The organism is Ruegeria sp. SAZD011, assembly GCF_059612545.1.
This window is the reverse complement of record NZ_JBXWQU010000013.1, coordinates 85159-106771: the sequence shown is the minus strand read 5'-3', so window position 1 is coordinate 106771 and position 21613 is coordinate 85159. Positions and strand designations below refer to the sequence as shown.

Annotated in this window: 19 protein-coding genes; 9 read left to right on the top strand and 10 right to left on the bottom strand. The window is 63.4% G+C overall.

What is annotated here, in order from left to right; translation table 11 throughout:
* Positions 1-6: 6 nt before the first annotated feature.
* The 7 genes from pstA to AC2FLM_RS03080 all read right to left on the bottom strand — a co-directional run bounded on the left by pstA (position 7) and on the right by AC2FLM_RS03080 (position 7294).
* A complete protein-coding gene (pstA, locus tag AC2FLM_RS03110) occupies positions 7-1359 on the bottom strand; it encodes a phosphate ABC transporter permease PstA (RefSeq protein WP_496855476.1) in 1353 nt (450 codons plus the stop codon).
* Positions 1356-2828: a phosphate ABC transporter permease subunit PstC gene (gene pstC / locus AC2FLM_RS03105; protein ID WP_496855474.1), complete on the bottom strand. Its 1473-nt coding sequence runs from the start codon at positions 2826-2828 to the stop codon at positions 1356-1358. Before pstC ends, pstA begins: the two co-directional genes overlap by 4 nt.
* 80 nt (positions 2829-2908) lie before the next feature.
* The gene (locus tag AC2FLM_RS03100; RefSeq protein ID WP_496855472.1) at positions 2909-3949 is read right to left on the bottom strand and encodes a substrate-binding domain-containing protein; all 1041 of its coding nucleotides are present in this window, start codon (positions 3947-3949) and stop codon (positions 2909-2911) included.
* A 212-nt stretch (positions 3950-4161) separates the two neighbouring features.
* The gene (locus tag AC2FLM_RS03095) at positions 4162-5208 is read right to left on the bottom strand and encodes a sensor histidine kinase (RefSeq protein ID WP_496855470.1); all 1047 of its coding nucleotides are present in this window, start codon (positions 5206-5208) and stop codon (positions 4162-4164) included.
* A 14-nt stretch (positions 5209-5222) separates the two neighbouring features.
* Positions 5223-5747, bottom strand: a complete 525-nt coding sequence (locus AC2FLM_RS03090) for a gamma carbonic anhydrase family protein (protein WP_496855468.1) — start codon at positions 5745-5747, stop codon at positions 5223-5225.
* Positions 5744-6385, bottom strand: coding sequence for a guanylate kinase (gmk, locus tag AC2FLM_RS03085; RefSeq protein WP_234136715.1), 642 nt, complete (start codon positions 6383-6385; stop codon positions 5744-5746). The genes AC2FLM_RS03090 and gmk overlap by 4 nt, the downstream gene beginning before the upstream one ends.
* 18 nt (positions 6386-6403) lie before the next feature.
* On the bottom strand, positions 6404-7294 hold the full coding sequence (locus AC2FLM_RS03080) for a YicC/YloC family endoribonuclease (protein ID WP_496855465.1): 891 nt from the start codon (positions 7292-7294) through the stop codon (positions 6404-6406).
* A gap of 244 nt (positions 7295-7538) precedes the next feature.
* Between AC2FLM_RS03080 and AC2FLM_RS03075 the strand changes: the two genes are divergently transcribed.
* On the top strand, positions 7539-8234 hold the full coding sequence (locus tag AC2FLM_RS03075; protein ID WP_496855463.1) for a PAS domain-containing protein: 696 nt from the start codon (positions 7539-7541) through the stop codon (positions 8232-8234).
* 75 nt (positions 8235-8309) lie between these two features.
* On the opposite strand, the gene AC2FLM_RS03070 is transcribed toward AC2FLM_RS03075, so the two are convergent.
* Positions 8310-9680 carry a class II 3-deoxy-7-phosphoheptulonate synthase gene (locus AC2FLM_RS03070; RefSeq protein WP_496855461.1) on the bottom strand — a complete coding sequence of 457 codons (1371 nt, stop codon included), beginning with the start codon at positions 9678-9680 and terminating at the stop codon, positions 8310-8312.
* Between the two features lie 171 nt (positions 9681-9851).
* On the opposite strand from AC2FLM_RS03070, the gene AC2FLM_RS03065 reads away from it, so the two are divergent.
* The gene (locus tag AC2FLM_RS03065) at positions 9852-10856 is read left to right on the top strand and encodes a GlxA family transcriptional regulator (RefSeq protein ID WP_234136711.1); all 1005 of its coding nucleotides are present in this window, start codon (positions 9852-9854) and stop codon (positions 10854-10856) included.
* Between the two features lie 107 nt (positions 10857-10963).
* Here the strand turns inward: AC2FLM_RS03065 and AC2FLM_RS03060 are convergent, their stop codons facing one another.
* Positions 10964-12076 (bottom strand): PQQ-dependent sugar dehydrogenase, encoded by a 1113-nt coding sequence (locus AC2FLM_RS03060; RefSeq protein WP_496855459.1) that lies wholly within the window; start codon positions 12074-12076, stop codon positions 10964-10966.
* 159 nt (positions 12077-12235) lie between these two features.
* Between AC2FLM_RS03060 and AC2FLM_RS03055 the strand changes: the two genes are divergently transcribed.
* From AC2FLM_RS03055 to AC2FLM_RS03030, 6 genes are all read left to right on the top strand, one after another.
* Positions 12236-13429, top strand: coding sequence for an ABC transporter substrate-binding protein (locus AC2FLM_RS03055; RefSeq protein WP_234136709.1), 1194 nt, complete (start codon positions 12236-12238; stop codon positions 13427-13429).
* A 191-nt stretch (positions 13430-13620) separates the two neighbouring features.
* Entirely contained in the window at positions 13621-14808 is a 1188-nt protein-coding gene (locus AC2FLM_RS03050; protein WP_234218040.1) for an ABC transporter substrate-binding protein, read from the top strand.
* Between the two features lie 136 nt (positions 14809-14944).
* Positions 14945-15733: an ABC transporter ATP-binding protein gene (locus tag AC2FLM_RS03045; RefSeq protein ID WP_496855456.1), complete on the top strand. Its 789-nt coding sequence runs from the start codon at positions 14945-14947 to the stop codon at positions 15731-15733.
* Positions 15730-16560 (top strand): ABC transporter ATP-binding protein, encoded by an 831-nt coding sequence (locus tag AC2FLM_RS03040; RefSeq protein WP_234144259.1) that lies wholly within the window; start codon positions 15730-15732, stop codon positions 16558-16560. Before AC2FLM_RS03045 ends, AC2FLM_RS03040 begins: the two co-directional genes overlap by 4 nt.
* Before the next feature lie 3 nt (positions 16561-16563).
* Complete coding sequence (locus tag AC2FLM_RS03035) at positions 16564-17574, top strand: branched-chain amino acid ABC transporter permease (RefSeq protein ID WP_234136706.1); 1011 nt, start codon at positions 16564-16566, stop codon at positions 17572-17574.
* Entirely contained in the window at positions 17571-18875 is a 1305-nt protein-coding gene (locus tag AC2FLM_RS03030) for a branched-chain amino acid ABC transporter permease (protein ID WP_496855453.1), read from the top strand. The genes AC2FLM_RS03035 and AC2FLM_RS03030 overlap by 4 nt, the downstream gene beginning before the upstream one ends.
* 125 nt (positions 18876-19000) lie before the next feature.
* Here the strand turns inward: AC2FLM_RS03030 and AC2FLM_RS03025 are convergent, their stop codons facing one another.
* On the bottom strand, positions 19001-20554 hold the full coding sequence (locus AC2FLM_RS03025; RefSeq protein WP_496855451.1) for a helicase HerA-like domain-containing protein: 1554 nt from the start codon (positions 20552-20554) through the stop codon (positions 19001-19003).
* 435 nt (positions 20555-20989) lie between these two features.
* Between AC2FLM_RS03025 and AC2FLM_RS03020 the strand changes: the two genes are divergently transcribed.
* The gene (locus AC2FLM_RS03020) at positions 20990-21610 is read left to right on the top strand and encodes an invasion associated locus B family protein (RefSeq protein ID WP_234136703.1); all 621 of its coding nucleotides are present in this window, start codon (positions 20990-20992) and stop codon (positions 21608-21610) included.
* Positions 21611-21613: the final 3 nt, after the last annotated feature.

Sequence of the window (21613 nt, the reverse complement as noted above, 5' to 3'; positions counted from 1 at the left end):
CTCCTTCTACCAGCGGCGTTCAAAGCGGCGGCGCAGGATCACGGCCAGCGTATTCATGGTGACGAGGAACACCAAGAGGATGATGATGCCCCCCCAGGCGCGTTCGTAAAAGGCCGGATCGGCCCGTTTGGCCCATTCATAGATCTGGGCGGGCATGGCCGAGTTCGGCGACAACAGGCCCGCCGCGATCCCGTCGGGCGGGTTCGAAGCGATGAAACCCACCATCCCGATCAGCAAGAGCGGCGCGGTTTCCCCCAGCGCCTGCGCCAGGCCGATGATGGTGCCGGTCAGGATGCCGGGCGCGGCCAGCGGCAGCACGTGGTGGAACACCGCCTGCATCTTGGACGCCCCAACCCCCAGCGCCGCATCGCGGATCGAGGGCGGCACCGATTTCAGCGAGGCGCGGGTCGAGATGATGATGGTGGGCAGGGTCATCAGCGTCAGCACCAGACCGCCCACCAGCGGTGCCGACATCGGCAGGTGCATGTAGTTGATGAAGACCGCCAGGCCCAGGATACCGAACACGATGGACGGGACGGCGGCCAGGTTCGAGATATTCACCTCGATCACGTCGGTCAGCCAATTCTTGGGCGCAAATTCCTCGAGATAAATCGAGGCGGCGACACCGATGGGCAGCGCCAGCACCAGCACCACCAGCATCATGAACAGCGAGCCGACCATCGACACGCCCATGCCGGCGGCCTCGGGCCGCTGGTCCGAGGCGTCCGAGCCCAAGATGAAATCGAGGTTGAAGGTCTTCCTGATCATGCCCGCCGCGATCAGCTGATCGACGAAATCCAGCTGCTCGGCGCTGATCGACTTGTCATTGGCGATGCTCTCGCGGGTGACGCGCCCCTTCAAGTAGCCATCAACCCGCGAATTGGCCAGAAAGCGAAAGCTGACGGTCTGGCCGATCCAGTCAGGATCGGCAATGACATAGTCGCGCAGCTGCGCGGCGGCGCTTTTCGACAGGATGGCGGCCTGATCCTTGGGCTTCAGCCCGGTCTCGATCCCGGCCTTGTCCGTGGCGGATTCAAAGGCCGCGTTGATCAGCGGCGCATAGCCGAAGGTCGAGACCTTCTTGATCGCCTCGATATCGCGGGTGCCTTTCTTGTCGAGCTTGCTTTCCAGCAGCTCCACATCCAGCGTCACAAAGGTCTGGGTATAGGCGCCGGTGCCGCGCGAGACGATGGTAACGACCAGCACCACCAGCATCAGAAGGCCGATCAGGATGGCGCCGATGCCATAGGCGCGGAACCGGGCCTCGGCACGGTTGCGGCGGCGGGTGCGTGCGTCCAGCGTCAGCAGCGACCCGCCATGGCGGCGGCCGGGGGCGGCGTCGGGGGTAAGGTCGGTCATTCGTACTGCTCCCGGAATTTGCGCACGATATAAAGCGCCAGGACATTAAGCCCCAGCGTCAGGACAAACAGGGTCAGGCCCAGGGCAAAGGCCACCAGCGTCTCGGGGCTGGCGAAATCCGTGTCCCCGGTCAGCTGGCTGACGATGCGGGTGGTGATCGTGGTCATCGATTCCAGCGGGTTGAGCGAGAATTTGGCAATCGCGCCCGCCCCCATCACCACGATCATCGTCTCACCGATGGCGCGCGATGCGGCCAGCAGGATGGCGCCCACAATGCCCGGCAGCGCGGCGGGCAGCACTACGCTGCGCACCGTCTCGGACCGGGTCGCGCCCAGCCCCAGCGAGCCGTCGCGCATGGATTGCGGCACCGCGTTGATGATATCGTCGCTCAGCGAGCTGACAAAGGGGATCAGCATGATGCCCATCACCACACCGGCGGTCAGGACCGAGGTGGCCCCCGCCATCCAGTCGACCCCCAGCGCGCCGCCCTTGCCAAAGATATCGGCAAGCATCGGCCCCACGGTGAGCAGCGCGAACAGGCCATAAACGATGGTCGGGATACCGGCGAGGATTTCGAGCAGCGGCTTGGCAAAGCTGCGGGTCGCCTTGCCGGCATATTCCGACAGATAGATCGCCGCGAACAGACCGATCGGCACCGAAACCAGCAGCGCGATCAGCGAGATATAGAGCGTGCCCCACAACAGCGGCAGGATCGACAACTCGCTGTCACCGCGAAAGTTGGGCGCCCAGGTGCTGCCAAAGAAAAAGTCGCGCCAGTCATGCAGGCCAAAGAAATTGGCGGTTTCGAACAGCATCGACAGCACGATGCCGATGGTGGTCAGGATGGCCAGCGAGGCGGCAAGGATCAGCAGCGCCAGAACCCCACGTTCGACCACGTTGCGGGCGCGGTAATCGCGGTGGGTGCGGGCATAGGACCAGGCCAGACCGGCCAGTGACAGGCCCGCAACCACGGCTGCCATTACCAGCGTGCCCGCATGGCTGAGCGCGCGATAACTGCGTGCCGCCGCCAGGACCTCGGGGCGCACATCCGAACCCAGCGCCACACCGACCTCGCCCAGCCGGGCGCGGATGTCGGAACTTCCGGCCTTCAGCGCACCGACCTCGGCCTCGCTCAGCGCGCCCTGCGCCACGGCGATATCCAGACCCTCGGCCACGCGGCGCACATCGGACATGACCAGTTCGCGGGTCAAGTCGGCGGGAATGCTGTCCTCGGGGAGCAGCGAGGACACGCGGGTGTCGATCAGCATCGGCTGCGCCAGAAGCCAGACCGCCAGCACGCCAAGCGCCGGAACCAGCCCGCTGAGGGCCACGTTCAGCCCGTAATAGACCGGCAGGGAATGCAGCTTGCGGGGGTCGCCACCGGCGGATTTCAACGCCCGTGCGCGACCGGCGAAAAATCCAAGGGTGGAAAGCAGGAGGAGGAACAGCACCAGCCAGAGGGTCGGCATTACAAAGCGTCCGTCATCTGAGGATCAAAAGCCGGGGCGAACATTGTCGCCCCGGCGGGTATCACGATCTGGGTCAACCCTTAGGAGTTGCCGCCCATGACCTTTTCGTCAGCCACGGCTTCCTGGGTCTCGACCAGTTCCGGGTCCGAGACCAGCCCGTATTCTGCCAGCGGGCCATCGGGGCCTGCAATCTCGTCGGCGATGAAGAATTCGGCATATTCCTTGAGGCCGGGGATCACGCCGATATGCGCCTTCTTGACGTAGAAGTAGAGCGGGCGCGACACCGGGTATTCACCGGTTGCAATCGACTCGGTCGAGGGAACGACGCCCGACATGGTCGCCACTTGCAGCTTGTCGGTGTTGTTCTCGTAGAAGGCCAGGCCAAAGACGCCGATGCCGTCCTTGTTGCTTTCGATGCGGGCCAGCGTTTCGGTATAGTCGCCGTCGATATCAACCGACACACCGTCGGTGCGCAGCGCGATACAGGCTTTCTCGGCGGCTTTCTTGTCGTCGCCATTGGCGGCCTTGAAGGCCTCGAAGGCACCGGTTTCCTCGCAACCTGCCAGGATCACCTTTTCTTCGAACACTTCGCGGGTGCCGTGCTTGGTGCCCGGGATGAAGGCCTGGATCGGCTGCGCCGGGAAGGCGGCGTTCACGTCGGCCCAGGTGCTGTTGGGGTTGTCGACCAGCTGGCCGTCGACCAGGATCTTGTCGGACAGGGCGAGGAACCAGTCGGTCGGGGTGAATTCAAACCCGTTGCCACCGATGTCGCTGGCAAACACGATGCCGTCATAGCCGATGCGGACCTCGATGATGTCGGTCACGCCGTTCTCGGCGCAGACGGCGATTTCCTTGTCCTTGATCTTGCGCGAGGCGTTGGCCACGTCGATGGTGTTTTCGCCCACACCCTCGCAGAAGCGCTTGAGACCGGCAGACGAGCCGCCCGATTCCACGACCGGGGTCGGGAAGTCGAAGTTTTCGCCAAAGGCTTCGGCGACGATCGAGGCGTAGGGCAGTACGGTCGAGGACCCGGCCACCTGGACCTGATCACGTGCAGCGGCAGCGGTGGCCGAAACAGCAGCAATTGTCAGGGCCGAAGCCGACAGTTTCACAAAGGACATTGCAGTCTCCTTGACAGCGGTAATCTAGCGATCATCCCCATGATGATCTCGGGCCGACTTCTAGGGGTCGTGCATGAGGCTTTTGTGACGGCTATGTAACAGGGATATGACAAAGCCCGGATTTGTGACGGCAAGTTTGCATGACAGCCATGTAAAGGCCGCATGACAGCCGGAGGCTATCGGCGATGACCGTCCCGGCGCCTGGATTGGCGCTATTTCGGTAGAATCACGGTAAAGGTGGTACCGCTGCCCAGCGTGCTTTCCACCCGCATCCGACCACGATGGCGGTTGACGATATGCTTGACGATGGCCAGCCCCAGCCCGGTGCCGCCCTTCTGCCGCGAGCGGTGGCTGTCGGCGCGATAGAAGCGCTCGGTCAGGCGCGGCAGGTGGACCGGATCGATACCTGCGCCTTTGTCCGACACCTGGATACGGGCGGCGGGGCCGCGCACCGCGGGGTCGCGCTCGGCCTCGCTGAGGGTGACACGCACCTCGCCGCCGCTGCCGCCATATTTGATCGCGTTCTCGATCAGGTTGGTCAGGACCTGGCGGATCTGGTCCTCGTCCCCGGTCACGTTGACCGGCGTTTCGGGGCCGGTGCTGTGCAGTTCGACCCCTGCCTCGGTTGCCAGCGGGCGCAGCGAATTGAGGGTCGAGGCGATCTGCGCCGTCAGATCCAACGCCCCCCGGGGGCGGATCCGCTCTTCGCTTTCGACCCGGTTGAGTGACAGCAGGTCACCCACCAGCCGGTTCATCCGGCCCGCCTCCTGCTCCATGATGCCCAGGAACCGGTCCTGGGCTGCGGGATCGTTGCGCGCCGGGCCGCGCAGGGTTTCGATGAAGCCCATGATCGCGGTCAGCGGCGTGCGCAGCTCGTGGCTGACATTGGCGACGAAATCGCGCCGCATCTGCCCTGCCTGTTCCATCGGGGTGACGTCGGTAAAGCTGACCAGCACCGCGCCGCCCGCCACCGCGCCGATCCCGTTCACATAGCGGCAGGTCACCTCGAACGTGGTATCCTGTGCGCCATCATTGGCCAGGTGGCGGCTGCGGCTGGAGCCCTTGTCGCGCAACGCCCGCTCGATCGCCTCGATCACCTGCGGCTGGCGCAGGATGGTGGCATAGTGCCGCCCGACGATCTGCTGCCCCAACAGCGTCTGCGCCTCGGTGTTGGCGGCGATGATGCGTTCAGACTGATCGACCAGCAGGGCCGCCAGTGGCATGGCGGCCAGGAAATCATGGTTCAGTTCGTCGCTCATGGCAGCGGTCGGGATCAGTCGACCGCGACCAGCGTGTCGCGGAACCGGCGCATGTTGTCATGATAGTGCTTGGCGCTCCAGGCGATACGGGCCACGGCGGCCTCGTCCAGCTGGCGCACCACCTTGCCGGGCGCCCCCATCACCAGCGAGTTGTCGGGGATTTCCTTGTTCTCGGTGATCAGCGCCCCCGCCCCGATCAGGCAGTTGCGGCCGATCCTGGCGCCGTTCAGCACGGTTGCGCCCATGCCGATCAGCGAGTTTTCCCCGATGGTGCAGCCATGCAGCATGACCTTGTGGCCGATGGTGCAATTCGCCCCGATGGTCAGGGGATAGCCCGCATCGATATGCATGACACAGTTTTCCTGCACGTTACTGCCCTGCCCGATCCGGATCTCTTCGTGATCGGCGCGGATGGTGCAGCCGAACCAGACCGAGGCGCCCTCTTCCAGCACCACCTTGCCGATCAGGTTGGCATCGGGGGCGACCCAGGTGTCGGGATGGATCTCGGGGCGGTGTTCGCCCAGGGCATAGATGGTCATGACAGGTCCTCGAATTCGCTTTGCAGCTTGCGCACATGTTCTTGCAGCGCCGGTTGCTGGATGCGGCGCATCCGCTCGGCACTGACAATGGTTTTCAGCCGTTCCTCGGTGGCGTCCAGATCGTCGTTGATCAGGACGTAATCGTAATAGCCCCAATGGCTGATCTCGTCCCAGCTTTTGAGCATCCGGCGCGAGATCACCTCGGCGCTGTCCTGGCCCCGGCTTTCCAGCCTGCGGCGCAATTCCTTGATCGACGGCGGCAGGATGAAGATCGACAGCGCATGCTTGCCCAGATCCGAGTTGCGGATCTGGATCTCGCCCTGCCAGTCGACATCGAACAGCACGTCCTGTCCGGCTTCGATCGTATCGCGCACGGGGCCTGCGGGCGAGCCGTAGAAATTGCCGAACACATGGGCATGTTCCAGCATTTCGCCGCGCCGCACCTGTCCCTTGAACTGCTCTTCGCTCAGAAAATAGTACTCGCGGCCATGTTCCTCGCCCGGTCGGGGCGCGCGGGTGGTGGCCGAGACCGAGAATTTCAGACCCGGATCCCAGGCCATCAACCGGCGGGCGAGCGTGGATTTCCCCGCGCCCGAGGGTGAGGAGAGAATGATCAAGAGGCCACGGCGGTCTGTCATCTGTCTTGCTTCCTGTCTTTATTCCACATTCTGCACCTGCTCGCGCATCTGGTCGATCACCGCCTTCAGCTCCAACCCTACCCCGGTCAGATCAGCGTTTTGTGACTTTGAACAGAGTGTGTTCGCCTCTCGATTGAATTCCTGCATCAGGAAATCCAGCTTGCGGCCCACCGCGCCGCCCTTGGCCAGCAGGTCGCGGGCGGCCTTGATATGGGCGTGCAGGCGGTCCAGCTCCTCGGTCACGTCTGCCTTGACGGCGAGCATGGCCAGTTCCTGCGCCACCCGGTCGGGATCGGCGCTGTCGCTGTTGCCCAGCACGCGGGCCAGATTGGCGCGCAGGGTTTCTGCCACCAGCGGTTTGCGCGCCTCGGCCAGATCCGCCGCCTGCGCGGTCAGTTCCGCGACGCGGGTCAGGTTGTTTTGCAGAATTTCGGCCAGCGCCTTGCCTTCGGTCTCGCGCATTTGCAGGAATGCGGCGATCAGCGGACCCAGTTCGGCCTTCAGCCGTTTCACCAGCGGGGCCGGATCGTCGCCGCCGCCACCGGCCTCCAGCACACCGCGCAGCGCCAGCAGATCGGCCGCGCGCGAGGGCGCCAGCGTCATGCCGCGCGCCAACGCCTGATCCTCGACCTCCGACAGCGCCTCCAGCACCGCAGCCAGCGCCGCGGGGTTCAGAGACAGCACCGCGCCCTCCTCGCCCCGGCTCAGCCGCAGGCTGAGCGTCACGCTGCCGCGCGTCAGCGCCTTGCCCAGATCGGCGCGGATCGCGGTTTCCAGACCTTCGAGCCAGTCCGGCACGCGCAGGCGCAGATCCAGCCCCTTGGCGTTCACGCTGCGCAGCTCCCAGCTCCAGCTGAACGGCGCCAATTCGCCGCGCGCCGAGGCGAAACCGGTCATGGATCTGATCATCGCTGCCCTCTCTGGTGGTTCCGGCCCAGCCGGAAATGCCCCCGCACCTAATGCCAAGCCCGCCCCTTGGGCAAGGCCCGGCCGGATTTTCGTCAAGTTTTACCCAGTTAACCATTCGTTAAGAAATAGGTCCAAGATTGGGGCAACCCGTGGCAGGTTAACGTTTAGGTAACCTGTCTTAAGCTTAGCCCTTGCCGTGCAAGACGCGAGCCAAGGCAGGAGAGCGGCGAGCAACAGGGTAACGATGATGAAGACTTTTTTTGGTAGCAGATCCCGGCCGGGTACCGGGGACAGCGCGGGGAATGTGATCTCGATGGACCGGTTTCGCAGCGGACGTACCGTGTCGCCGCTTCGGCAGGCCGAAGCCTATTGGGCGGCCCTGCGCGACGGTGACGGGGTGCCGAAACGCTCGGATATCGACCCGCGCGGGCTGGAAAACATCCTGGAATACACGTTCATTCTGGAACGGATTGCACCCGGTATCGCCCGGTTCCGCCTGGCCGGCAGCCATCTGAGCGAGATGGCCGGGATGGAGGTGCGCGGCATGCCGCTGACCGCGTTTTTCACCGCCGGTGCCCGGTCCGAGATCGGCGCCACGCTTGAACATGTCTTCGATACGCCGGCCATCGCCGAAATGACGCTGAACGCAGAACGGCGGTTCACCGCTCCTCGGGTCGAGGCGCGGATGATCCTCTTGCCGCTGCAAAGCGATTTCGGCGATGTCAGCCGGGCCTTGGGTATCATGATCTCGGATGGGCCGCTGGGCACTGGCGGGCGCCGCTTCGAGATCGCCGGATCGACCCTGCGCGACCTTCCTGCGGCAGCGGACACGGCAAAGGAACAGGTCTCTGGGCCTGCTGAAACTGTGGGGTTTGCCGAACCACGCACGGGATTTGCGGGCGGCAAGCCGCAGTTGCGCCTGGTTCTGCCCGAGGATTGAAGGAAAACTCGGGGTCACAACGGAAATGGCCCGGGACAATGTCCCGGGCCGCTTTGTCTAAGGTCTGATACTGCTTCAGCCCGCCGCGCGGCGGCGCTGATCGGCGCGCAGCCGGGTCAGTTCCTCGGCCACGAGAAAGGCCAGTTCGAGCGACTGGCTGGCATTCAGGCGCGGATCGCAGGCGGTGTGATAGCGGTCGCTCAGATCCTCGTCCGTCACCGCCCGCACGCCGCCGGTGCATTCGGTCACGTCCTGGCCGGTCATCTCGAAATGCACGCCACCGGGTACGGTGCCCTCGGCTTGGTGCACGGCGAAGAAGTCGCGCACCTCGCGCAGAACCGAATCAAAGGGCCGGGTCTTGTAGCCCGAGGCCGATTTGATCGTGTTGCCATGCATCGGGTCACAGACCCAAGTCACCTTGGCACCTTCCTCCCGCACCGCCTTGATCAGGCGCGGCAGGTGATCGCCCGCCTTGCCCGCGCCAAAGCGTGCGATCAGGGTCAGCTTGCCCTCTTCGTTTTCGGGGTTCAGCTTGGCCATCAGCACCTTGAGATCTTCGGCGGTGGTGGTGGGGCCGCATTTCAACCCGATCGGGTTCAGCACGCCGCGGCAGTATTCCACATGCGCACCGTCCGGCTGCCGGGTACGGTCGCCGATCCAGATCATGTGGCCCGACCCCGCCAGCCAGTTGCCCGAGGTCGAATCAAGCCGCGTCAGCGCCTCTTCATACTCCAGCAGCAGCCCTTCGTGGCTGGTGTAGAACTCGACCGTCGAGAACTGATGCGTGGTATCGGCGGTGATGCCGGCCGCGCCCATGAAGTCGATCGTGTCCTGGATGCGATCGGCGATCTCGGAGTATTTCTGCACATCCTGTTCGTCGGTAAAGCCCAGCGTCCAGGAATGCACCCGGTTCATGTCGGCGAAACCACCGGTCGAAAAGGCGCGTAACAGGTTCAGCGTCGCCGCCGCCTGGGTATAGGCCTGCAGCATCTTCTGCGGGTTGGGGATACGCGCCTCGGGCGTAAAGGCCAGCTCGTTGATGATATCACCGCGATAGCTGGGCAGTTCCACGCCATCGACCACCTCGGTCGGCGCGCTGCGCGGCTTGGCGAACTGACCCGCCATGCGGCCGACCTTGACCACCGGCACCTTGGCGCCAAAGGTCAGCACCATCGCCATTTGCAGCATCACCTTGAACGTGTCGCGTATGCCGTCGGCGCTGAACTGGTCAAAGCTCTCGGCGCAATCGCCGCCTTGCAGCAGAAAGGCCTCGCCGCGCCCGGCTGCGCCCAGATGCCGTTTCAGCCGCCGGGCCTCGCCGGCAAAGACCAAGGGCGGATACTGGGAAAGCTGCGCCTCGACCCGGGCCAGTTCGGCCTGATCGGTATAATCGGGCATCTGGACCCGCGGTTTCGCGCGCCAGGTCGATTTTTGCCACTCGCTCATCGCTCTCATCTCCGCAAGGATATTCACAGGGGGCCTCTATACAAAATGACCCGGGCAGAGACCATATCAGATTTGCGCCTCTTGACGTCGCAAACAAGCTCTGAGCAATGTGAATGACAACCCAGCGCAGACGCCCCCGACGTAGCGTCACATAAGCCAAGGAACGCGCGCATGAAAGAGCAACGCCAAGTTGTCAGAGTGGATACCGGCCAGAAGAAGCCGCAGAGGTTTGTCTTTGTCCTGCTCGACCAGTTCACGATGTTGTGTTTCGCCTGCGCTGTCGAGGCGTTGCGCATCGCCAACCGGATGGCGGGACAGCAGCTGTATGAATGGTCCGTCGTGGGCGAAGGCGGTGCCTCGGCCACCTGTTCCAACGGCACGGTGTTCAAGCTCGACGGCGATCTGGACGAGTTGCGGCGCGAGGATGTGGTGCTGGTCTGCGGCGGCATCGATGTGCAAAAGGCCACCACGAAAAAGGTGGTCAGCTGGCTCCGGCGCGAGGCGCGGCGCGGTCCGGTGATCGGTGGGCTCTGCACCGCCGGTTATACCCTGGCCAAGGCCGGTCTGCTGGACGGCAAGCGCGCCACCATTCACTGGGAGAACCAGGACAGTTTCATCGAGGAATTCGAAGAGGTCACGCTGACCAAGTCGGTTTTTGTCATCGACGGGCCGCGCATCACCACGGCGGGTGGTACCGCCTCGATCGACCTGATGCTGAAACTCATCGCCAATGCCCATGGCGAGGAACTGGCCAACGCGGTGGCCGACCAGCTGATCTATTCCTCGATCCGTACCGATCAGGACACCCAGCGCCTGTCGACGCCGACCCGCATCGGCGTGCGCCACCCCAAGCTGAGCCAGGTCATCCAGATGATGGAGCGCAATATCGAAGAGCCGATCTCGCCTGCGCTGCTGGCCAAGGATGTGGGCATGTCCACCCGCCAGCTGGAACGGCTGTTCCGCCGCTATCTCAGCCGCAGCCCCAAGCGCTATTACATGGAACTCAGGCTGCAAAAGGCGCGCAACCTGCTGATGCAGACGGATATGAGCGTGATCAACGTGGCACTGGCCTGCGGCTTTGCCTCGCCCAGCCATTTCTCGAAATGCTACCGCGCGCATTACAACACCACGCCCTATCGCGAACGCGGCGCGCAAAGCGCGCGACTGTCGGTCTAGCATCACGCGCCGCTTGTGTCGCCGCTACCAGCCAGAGGCTTGTGTTTTCGACACCAGGGCGCGTTCGGGCCCGATGAAAGACACCCGAAACAAGTGGCGAGCAGGGACTAACCCCCCGGCGCCACGCGATAAACCGCGCCCCGACCTTCGGAGATGAACCAGATCGTGCCGTCGGACGCCTCGACGATGTCGCGGACGCGCTCGGTCTCGAGGCCCTCGATCCGCTCGGCTTCGCGCAGGGGGCTGCCGGTCAGCCTGACAATATGGTCGAATTTCAGCGACCCGACAAAGATGTCTCCGGCCCAATCCGGCCAGAGCGCGCCGGAATAGACCAGCAGGCCAGACGGGGCGATTGACGGATCCCAATGGAATTGCGGCTGTTCCATCCCCGCCTTGTGGGTGCCTTCGCCGATCTTGGCCCCTGAGTAATGCCGGCCATATGAGATCACCGGCCAGCCGTAATTGGCACCGGGCCGGATCAGGTTCACCTCGTCACCGCCGCGCGCGCCATGTTCCGACGTCCAGAGCCGCCCCTGTGCATCCAGACCCGCGCCTTGCGGGTTGCGATGGCCCAGCGACCAAATCTCGGGCCGGATACCGCTTTGTCCCACAAAGGGATTGTCGGCGGGAATGCTGCCGTCGGGATTGATGCGGATGATCGAACCTTGCGGGTTGGTCGGATCCTGCGCGCTGGCGTCGTCGCCGCGATCGCCCAGGGTGACGAATAGCGTCCCATCCGGCGCCTCGACCACGCGGCTGCCAAAATGGCGACCGCCCTGCCCGCCCGCTGGAACCTGATAGATCTGGCGAAGGCCGGTCAGGCGGCGGCTGTCCTCGGACAACCGCGCCACCGCCACCGCCGTGCCGGCACCGCCGCCCGCCTGCGGCTGCGCATAGGTAAGGTACAGCCGCCGGCTGCGGGCGAAATCGCCTGCAAGGGTGACATCCAGCAGACCGCCCTGCCCCGCGACGCGTACCCGAGGCAGGCCGGCAACCTCACTCTTGCGGCCCTGTGCGACATGCACCAACACACCGTCCCGCTCGGTGACAAGAAATCCGCCGTCAGGCAGCGGTGCCACCGCCCAGGGCGAATCCAGCCCTTCTGCCATGGCTTCGATCCTGAGCGGCCCCGCCCGCGAGGACAGTTCGGCCCTGGCCTGCCCCGAGGCAAGCAGGCTCGCGATCGTCAGAATCACGCTGCCAAGTTGTACGAATGTCATCCCGTTTCCTCCCGTCCGCCCAGTCTCAATTCAAGACCAGAGTAACCAAAACATCCATGATTTCCGGCACCAAACCACTTTTTCGTTAGGACTTTTCTTTTGGTGACAGCTTGCCTAGGGTTTCGTCAGAACGATTACGTTCCAACAAGGGAGTAACACATGAAAAAGCTTCTCACGGCCACTGCGGCCTCTGCCCTGATGGCGAGCGCGGCCTTTGCCGGTGGTCATGCCAAAGAGGTGAAGATCGGCGTGATTCTGGGCTTTACCGGCCCGATCGAATCGCTGACCCCCTCGATGGCCGACGGCGCCGAACTGGCGATGAAGGAAGTCACCGATTCGGGCCTGCTGCTGGATGGGGCCACCGTGACCTCGGTCCGCGCTGACTCGACCTGCGTCGATGCCGCCGCCGCCACCGCTGCCGCCGAACGTCTGGTGACCTCGGACAAGGTCGACGGCATCATGGGCGCCGACTGTTCGGGCGTGACCGGTGCGATCCTGTCCAACGTTGCCGTGCCGAACGGCGTCGTGATGATCTCGCCCTCGGCCACCTCGCCCGCGCTGTCGACCGCCGAAGACAACGGCCTGTTCTTCCGCACCGCGCCCTCGGATGCCCGCCAGGGTGTCGTGATGACCGAAGTGCTGATGGAAGAAGGCATCAAGGAAGTCGCGCTGACCTATACCAACAACGACTATGGCAAGGGTCTGGCTGACAGCTTCCAGGCCGCGTTCGAGGCCGCTGGCGGCACCGTGACCATCTCGGCCGCGCATGAGGACGGCAAGGCCGACTATTCGGCCGAAGTGGGCGCACTGGCGGCCGCTGGCGGCGACCGTCTGGTGGTTGCCGGTTACGTCGATCAGGGCGGTTCGGGCATCGTGCGTTCGGCCATCGACTCGGGCGCGTTCGACACCTTCCACTTCCCCGACGGCATGATCGGCGCCAAGCTCGAAGAGAATTTCGGCGACGAAATCGAAGGCTCGAGCGGCCAGCATCCCGGCACCGACAGCCCGGGCGTGGCCAAGTTCTCGGAAATGGTGGGCGGCGCGTTCGATTCCACCTCGCCCTTTACCCCGGAATCCTATGACGCGGCGGCCCTGATCATGCTGGCCATGCAGGCGGCCAACTCCAAGGACTCGGGCGATTACAAGGATCACGTGATGCATGTGGCCAACGCACCGGGCGAGAAGATCTATCCCGGCGAACTGGCCAAGGCGCTTCAGATCATCAAGGACGGCGGCGAGGTCGACTATGTCGGCGCCACCGCGGTCGAGCTGATCGGACCCGGCGAAAGCGCCGGCAACTACCGCCAGATTACCATCGAAGGCGGCAAGATCACCACGGCCAAGTACCGTTGATAGGCTACTGATCGCAGATCGGGTCCGAGCGCTGAGCGTTCGGGCCCCTTTTTTTGTCCAACTTCAAAATTTTCCTATCCGAAAATTTTTCTTGTATGATTGGTTTGTTCTGAATTAAGCCTGATCGAATAAAGGTCGCGGTTAAAAAATTCGTATCCAACGCCGCGCAGTTTGATAACGGGAGGACAATGATGATAACCAAAGCACTCGCAATCGGAACGGCAACCGCCGCACTTCTGGCCGGCGCGACGATGGCCGACGAGGTCAAGATCGGTCTGATTGCCGGCTTCACCGGCCCCATCGAAAGCCTGGCTGGCCCGATCGCAGCGGCCTCGGAAATGGCCTTCGAGGAAGCCAGCGACAGCGGCAAGTTCCTTGGCGGTTCGACCATCCTTTCTGTTCGTGGCGACGGTACCTGCATCGACGCCGCGGCAGCCACCGCGACTGCGGTGCGACTTGTCACTGCTGATGGCGTGAAGGGCATCATTGGCGAGAACTGCTCGGGCGTCACCGGAGCAATTTTGTCAAACGTCGCCGTTCCCAACGGTATCGTGCAGATTTCACCGTCGGCCACGTCGCCGGCGCTCTCGACCGCCGAAGACAACGATCTGTTCTTCAGAACCGCGCCGTCGGATGCGCGGCAGGGCGAGGTGATGGCGCAAATCCTGATGGACAACGGCGTCAACACCGTGGCTGTTACCTACACCAACAGCGATTACGGAAAGGGGATTTCGGAAAGCTTCGAAAGCGCCTACACCGCTCTTGGCGGCAAGATCACCATGAATGCCGCACATGAGGACGGCAAAGCCGACTACTCCGCCGAAATCGGAGCACTTGCAGCCGCGGGCGGTGACGTTCTCGTGGTTCTTGGCTATCTTGATCAGGGCGGCGGCGGCATGGTCCGAGCTTCGCTCGACTCGGGCGCGTTCGACACGTTCCACTTCGCCGATGGCATGATCGGCGCCTCCATGGAAGAGCGGTTCGGAGCCGATCTGGACGGGTCTCGCGGGCAGCACCCCGGATCGAACTCGGAAGGTGCGAAGATCTTCGTCGACCTCGTTGGCGGTTCATTCGACGCCGCTTCGCCCTATGCGCCGGAAAGCTATGACGCCGCTGCGCTGATGATCCTTGCTATGCAGGCCGCAGGTTCGACCGAGTCGGCAGACTACAAGAGCAAGATATTCGAAGTCGCCAACGCCCCCGGGGAAAAAATCAATCCAGGCGAACTGGCCAAGGCGCTGGAAATTCTCGCGGCGGGTGGTGACATCGACTATGTCGGCGCCACTGACGTCGAACTGATCGGACCCGGTGAAGCAGCCGGCAGCTTCCGCGAAGTTCTCATTCAGGACGGTAAGTTCACGACTGCGGGCTACCGTTGATCGTCAATAGTGGCTATTGTCCGACAGCCCGGGCCTTGTGTCCGGGCTGTTTCAATGACAAAAGGCCGCACCTCTTTTCGGGGGATGAGGCAACAACCAACAAGGCCGCAGAAAACAAGCGGCCCCGGGGGAACACATGATCGTCGTCGAAGACGTGCACAAGCACTTCGGCGGATTCCATGCCGTCGATGGTGCGACGCTGGAAATCGCCAAGGGCTCTGTCACCGGTCTGATCGGACCGAACGGAGCCGGCAAGACCACCCTGTTCAACGTGATCGCCGGCGTCCTGCCGCCAACCAGCGGCAAGGTCTCCATGGATGGCGAGGATATCACCGGCCTGCCGCCGCACGAGCTGTTCCACAAGGGGCTGCTCAGGACCTTTCAGATCGCGCATGAATTCAGCTCGATGACCTGCCGCGAGAACCTGATGATGGTGCCGGGCGGCCAGTCGGGCGAGACGCTGTGGAACACCTGGTTCGGGCGCAAGCGGATCGCGGACGAGGAACGCGCCCTGCGTGCCAAGGCCGACGAGGTGCTGGAATTCCTGACCATCGAACATCTGGCCGATCACAAGGCGGGCCAGGTATCGGGCGGGCAGAAAAAGCTGCTGGAACTGGGCCGCACCATGATGGTGGACGCCAAGATCGTGTTCCTGGACGAGGTCGGCGCCGGGGTGAACCGCACCCTGTTGATGACCATCGCCGACACCATCCTGCGGCTGAACAAGGAACGCGGTTATACCTTTGTCGTGATCGAGCATGACATGGATTTCATCGGCAAGATCTGCGATCCCGTCATCTGCATGGCCGAGGGCAAGGTTCTGGCCCAGGGCACGCTTGACGAGATTAAGGCCAACGAGCATGTGATCGAGGCCTATCTGGGCACCGGCCTCAAGAACAAGGCACAGCTGGAGGCAGGCGCATGAGCGACAATCCCTATCAGGACGGTCGCGGCAACAAGGATGCCTCGATCACCAACACCAAGGGCATGGGCACCATGACCCCCGCCCATCGCAAGAGCGGCCCGACCTCCAAGGTCGATGGCGGCCCGTTTCTGATCGGTGACACCATGACCGGCGGTTACGGCAAGGGGCCCGATATCCTGCATGAATGCACCATCGCGGTGAACCCGGGCGAGATCGCCGTGATCGTCGGCCCCAACGGCGCCGGCAAGTCGACCGCGATGAAGGCGGTGTTCGGCATGCTCGACGTCCGTTCCGGCTCGGTCCGGCTGGATGGCGAGGACATCACCAAGCTCACGCCGCAGGACCGGGTGGTCAAGGGCATGGGGTTCGTGCCCCAGACCAACAACATCTTCACCTCGATGACGGTCGAAGAGAACCTGGAAATGGGCGCCTTCATCCGCCGCGACGATATCCGCGAGACCATGGAACAGGTCTATGACCTGTTCCCGATCCTGCGCGAGAAACGCTATCAGGCCGCCGGAGAGCTGTCGGGCGGCCAACGCCAGCAGGTCGCCGTGGGCCGGGCGCTGATGACCAAGCCCAAGGTGCTGATGCTGGACGAACCCACCGCAGGCGTCAGCCCCATTGTGATGGACGAGCTTTTCGACCGCATCATCGAGGTCAGCCGCACCGGCCTGCCGATCCTGATGGTCGAGCAGAACGCCAAGCAGGCGCTGGCCATCGCCGACAAGGGATATGTGCTGGTTCAGGGCCGCAACGCCTTTACCGGCACCGGCAAGGAACTGCTCGAAGATCCCGAAGTCCGCAAATCCTTCCTGGGGGGCTGAGACATGGAAATCCTCAACGCCCTTGTGGCGCTTTCGAACTTTGTCCTGATCCCCGCGATCGCCTATGGCAGCCAGCTGGCGCTGGGTGCGCTGGGCGTCACGCTGATCTATGGCATACTGCGGTTCTCGAACTTTGCCCATGGTGACACCATGGCGTTCGGCGCCATGATCACCGTGCTTGTGACCTGGTGGATGCAGTCGCATGGCATTCACCTTGGTCCGCTGCCCACCGCGCTTCTGGCGCTGCCCTTCGGCATCCTGGGCTGCATGGCGCTGGTTCTGGTCACCGACCGCGCGGTCTATCGCTTTTACCGCGAGCAAAAGGCGAAACCGGTGATCCTGGTCATCGTGTCGATGGGCGTCATGTTCATCATGAACGGGCTGGTGCGTTTCATCATCGGCCCCAACGACCAGAACTTTGCCGATGGCACCCGCTTCCTGATCTCGGCCCGTGATTTCAAGAAGATGACCGGGCTGGACGAAGGGTTGGCGATCAAGACCACGCAGGCGCTGACCGTGGTTGTGGCGGTGATCTGCGTGGCGCTTCTGTTCTGGTTCCTGAACCGGACCCGCACAGGCAAATCCATGCGCGCCTATTCCGATAACGAGGATCTGGCGCTGCTCTCTGGCATCAACCCAGAGCGCGTGGTCATGTACACTTGGCTCATCGTGGCGGCGCTGGCCACCACGGCGGGTGTGCTCTATGGCCTCGACAAAAGCTTCAAGCCCTTTGTCTATTTCCAGCTTCTGCTGCCCATCTTTGCCTCGGCCATCGTGGGCGGTCTGGGCAGCCCGCTGGGCGCCATCGCGGGCGGTTTCGTCATCGCCTTTTCCGAGGTGACGGTGACCTATGCCTGGAAAAAGGTGCTGGGCTATCTGGCGCCCGAGGGCATGTCACCCGACGGGTTGGTGCAGCTTCTGAGCACCGATTACAAATTCGCGGTCAGCTTCGTCATCCTGCTGATCGTGCTGCTGTTCAAGCCTACGGGCCTCTTCAAGGGGAAAGCGGTATGACCGAGACAGTGAAAAACACTGCCCTGTTTCTGGGCGTCGCCGTGCTGGTCGTGATCACCGGTTTCATGCAGAGCTGGAACTCGGCCATCCTGATCGTCAACATGGGGCTGATCTCGGCCATCATGGCGATCGGGGTGAACCTGCAATGGGGCTTTGCCGGGCTCTTCAACGTGGGTGTTATGGGTTTTGTCGCGCTGGGTGGCCTGGCCGTGGTGCTGGTGGCCGAGCCGCTTTCGCCCGAGGCGTGGAGCGCGGGCGGCTTCGGCATCGTGCTGGCGCTGCTGCTCGGCGCCGCCACCGTGGTGGCCGCCGTTCTGGTATCACGCCACATGCCCAAGGGACGCGGGCGTAATCTGGCGATGCTGGCGGTGCTGGTGCTGGGCTTTGTCCTCTATCGCGCGGTGTTTGACCCCAACGTGATGGCGGTCGAGGCAATCAACCCGGCCGCGGCGGGCAATATCGGTGGCCTCGGTCTGCCGGTGCTGCTGGCCTGGCCCGCCGGTGGTCTCTTGGCCGCAGGCGCGGCCTGGCTGATCGGCAAGACGGCGCTGGGTCTGCGCTCGGACTATCTGGCCATCGCCACGCTGGGTATCGCCGAGATCATCATCGCGGTGATGAAGAACGAGGACTGGCTGGCGCGCGGCGTCAAGAACGTGATCGGCCTGCCCCGCCCGGTGCCTTACGAGATCGACCTGCAAAACGATGCCGGATTCGTCGAAAGCGCCGCGTCGCTGGGCATCGACCCGGTCACCGCCTCCACCCTCTATGTGAAGCTGGGCTACTCGGTCCTGTTCATGGTGGTGCTGCTGGTCCTTCTCTGGATGGCGCAGATGGCGCTCAAAAGCCCCTGGGGCCGGATGATGCGGGCCATTCGCGACAACGAGGTCGCGGCAGAGGCGATGGGCAAGGACGTCACCCGCAGACACCTGCAAATCTTCGTGCTGGGATCGGCCGTCTGCGGCATCGCCGGTGCGATGATGACCACGCTTGACGGGCAGTTGACACCGGGCACCTATCAGCCGCTGCGGTTTACCTTCCTGATCTGGGTGATGGTGATTGTGGGCGGGTCCGGCAACAATTTCGGCGCCGTTCTGGGCGCGATGCTGATCTGGTTCCTCTGGGTTCAGGTCGAGCCTTTGGGCCTGTTCCTGATGCAGGTGATCACCAGCGGCCTGGCCGAGGGCAGCGCGCTGAAATCGCACCTGATCGACAGCGCCGCCCATATGCGGCTTCTGACCATGGGGATCATCCTGCTCCTGGTGCTCAGGTTCAGCCCACGCGGCCTGATCCCGGAAAAGTAACATCCAGAAAGGCCGCGCCCCTCCCGGACGCGGCCTTTCTTCTCTGGCGCGACGCGCCCCTTCCTCTTGCTCCAAATATCCCCGCCGGAGGCATGGGCGTCAGCCCATATCCCGCGTCAAGACACTCACCGCCCCTTGAACAGGCTGCCCAGAATGCCACGCACGATGCGGCGGCCTGTGGTGCCTTTCAGTTCCTTGATCACCGCCTCGCCCATGGCGCTGGTCAGGGTGTCCTCGCTGCGGCGCCGGCTGCTGGTCTGGCGCGCGGTCGAGCGGCCCACCCTGCTGCCGGAATAGCGGCGGGCCGAGTTGTATTCCCGTTCCCACGGGCTGGCCTCCTCGGCGCGTTCCTCGGCCTGTTCGGCCTCTTTCGCGGCCTCCTCGGCCCGTTTCGCCAGGATCTCGAAGGCCGATTTGCGGTCCAGCGGCGTGTCGTATTTCCCCGCCATGTCCGATATGGTCAGAATCGCCTTGCGCTCGGCCGGGGTGATCGGGCCCAGTTGCGACGAGGGTGGGCGGATCAGGGTGCGTTCCACCACCCCCGGCACGCCCTTCTTCATCAGCATCGAGGTCACTGCCTCGCCCACGCCCACCTCGCGGATCGCCTCTTCGGTGTCGAATGCGGGGTTCTCACGATAGGTCTCGGCCGCCAGCCGCAGGTTCTTGCGGTCGCGCGCGGTAAAGGCGCGCAGCGCGTGCTGGATGCGGTTGCCCAGCTGGCCCAGCACATCCTCGGGTACATCCGCCGGGTTCTGGGTGATGAAATAGACCCCCACCCCCTTGGAGCGGATCAATCGGGCCACCTGTTCCACCTTGTCCACCAGCGCCTTGGGCGCGTCGTCGAACAACAGATGTGCCTCGTCAAAGAAGAACACCAGTTTCGGCTTGTCGGGGTCGCCCACCTCGGGCAGTTCCTCGAACAGTTCACTGAGCAGCCAAAGCAGGAAGGTGGAATAGAGCCGCGGCGAGGCCATCAGCGTATCGGCGGCCAGGATGTTGACCATGCCGCGCCCCTGATCGTCGACCCGCATCATGTCGGCAAGATCCAGCGCCGGTTCCCCGAACAGGCGCGCGCCGCCCTGGTTCTCGATCACCAGAAGCCGACGCTGGATCGCCCCCACCGAGGCGGTCGAGATATTGCCATAACGTAGCGACAGCGACTTGCCATTCTCGCCGATCCAGACCAGCAGCGCCTGAAGATCCTTGAGGTCAAGCAGCGGCAGCCCCTCTTCGTCCGACAGCCGGAAGGCGATGTTCAGAATGCCTTCCTGCGCCTCGGTCAGCTCCAGCAACTGTGACAGCAACAGCGGCCCCATCTCGGCCACGGTGGTGCGTACCGGGTGGCCCTGTTCGCCGAACAGGTCCCAGAAGGTCACCGGACAGGCGCGATATTCATAGTCGGTCAGACCGATCTTTTCGGCGCGCGAGGTAAAGGCCGCGTGCAGCTTGTGATCGGCCGACCCCGGCTTGGCCATGCCCGACAGGTCGCCTTTGACATCGGCCAGAAAGACCGGCACGCCTGCCTCGGCAAAACCCTGGGCCAGGATTTGCAGCGTCACCGTCTTGCCGGTGCCGGTGGCCCCCGCGATCAATCCGTGCCGGTTGGCATATTTCAGGTCCAGCCCCTGCGCCACGCCATAGTCCGGGCCGCCGCCGCCCAGGAAAATCTTTCCGTCCATTTGGTTTACGCCTCGAAATTCATCGTCTCACCGCAACCATACAAAGTTAACCTTTGCCTGCGATAGTCCTTATTGCCCCTCAGACGACTGGTGCTGCGGGGGCACTTCCTCCCTGTCAGACTGGCCGTGCCTTCGGGCACGGCATTTTTCGACCTGACGGTCAAAAATCGTGCATCTCCAATCAATTGCCCCCGAGAGTCGAAAAAACCTGCGATAGCTGTTGACCCGTTGGCGCGCCTCTCGTAACGTCTGCTCACAATACTAAGTCGGCCAGTCCGACGGGGAGACAGATAAGAGGGAATCCGGTTCACGGGTTCCCTTTTTTACTCGGCTCCGCTGTCATCAAATCGCCGCTGATGCGCTGCTTTGTCCCTGACAGCGCCGAACACTCGTGATAGACGGGGCGCGAGCAGCTCATCTTTTGACGAGGCATTCATGACCAAGACCCTGATTACCCTGTCCGCCGCCGCCCTGCTGGCCCTGACCGGCGCCGCGACGGCACAGGACACGACCACACCGGCCGAAACGGCCCCGGCACAGGAAGAGCAGAAGACGGCCGACCAGCTTCTTGATCTGGGCACGCCGGCAGATGGTTCGCCACAGCTGGGACAGCGTTACTCCAAAGAGAAGATCGGCGACTGGGACATGGCCTGCATCAAGACAGAGGGTGAAACCGACCCCTGTTCGATGCTCCAGATCCTGACCGACGCCCAGGGCAACCCGATGGCCGAGTTTTCGATGTTCCGGCTCGAAGAGGGCGGTGTCGCGGTTGCCGGGGCAACCGTGATCGTTCCGCTGGAAACCCTGTTGCCGGCCCAGCTGACGATCTCGATCGATGGGGCACCCGGCAAGCGGTATAACTACTCGTTCTGCAACCCGATCGGCTGCATCGCGCAAATCGGTCTGACCCAGGCCGATATCGACGCGATGAAGAAGGGGGCCAAAGCAACGGTATCGCTGGTTCCCGCCCCGGCCCCGGATCAGACCGTGTCGCTGGAATTGTCGCTGACGGGCTTCACCGCCAGCTATGACAAGGTGGACGTGGTCAGCAACTGACCC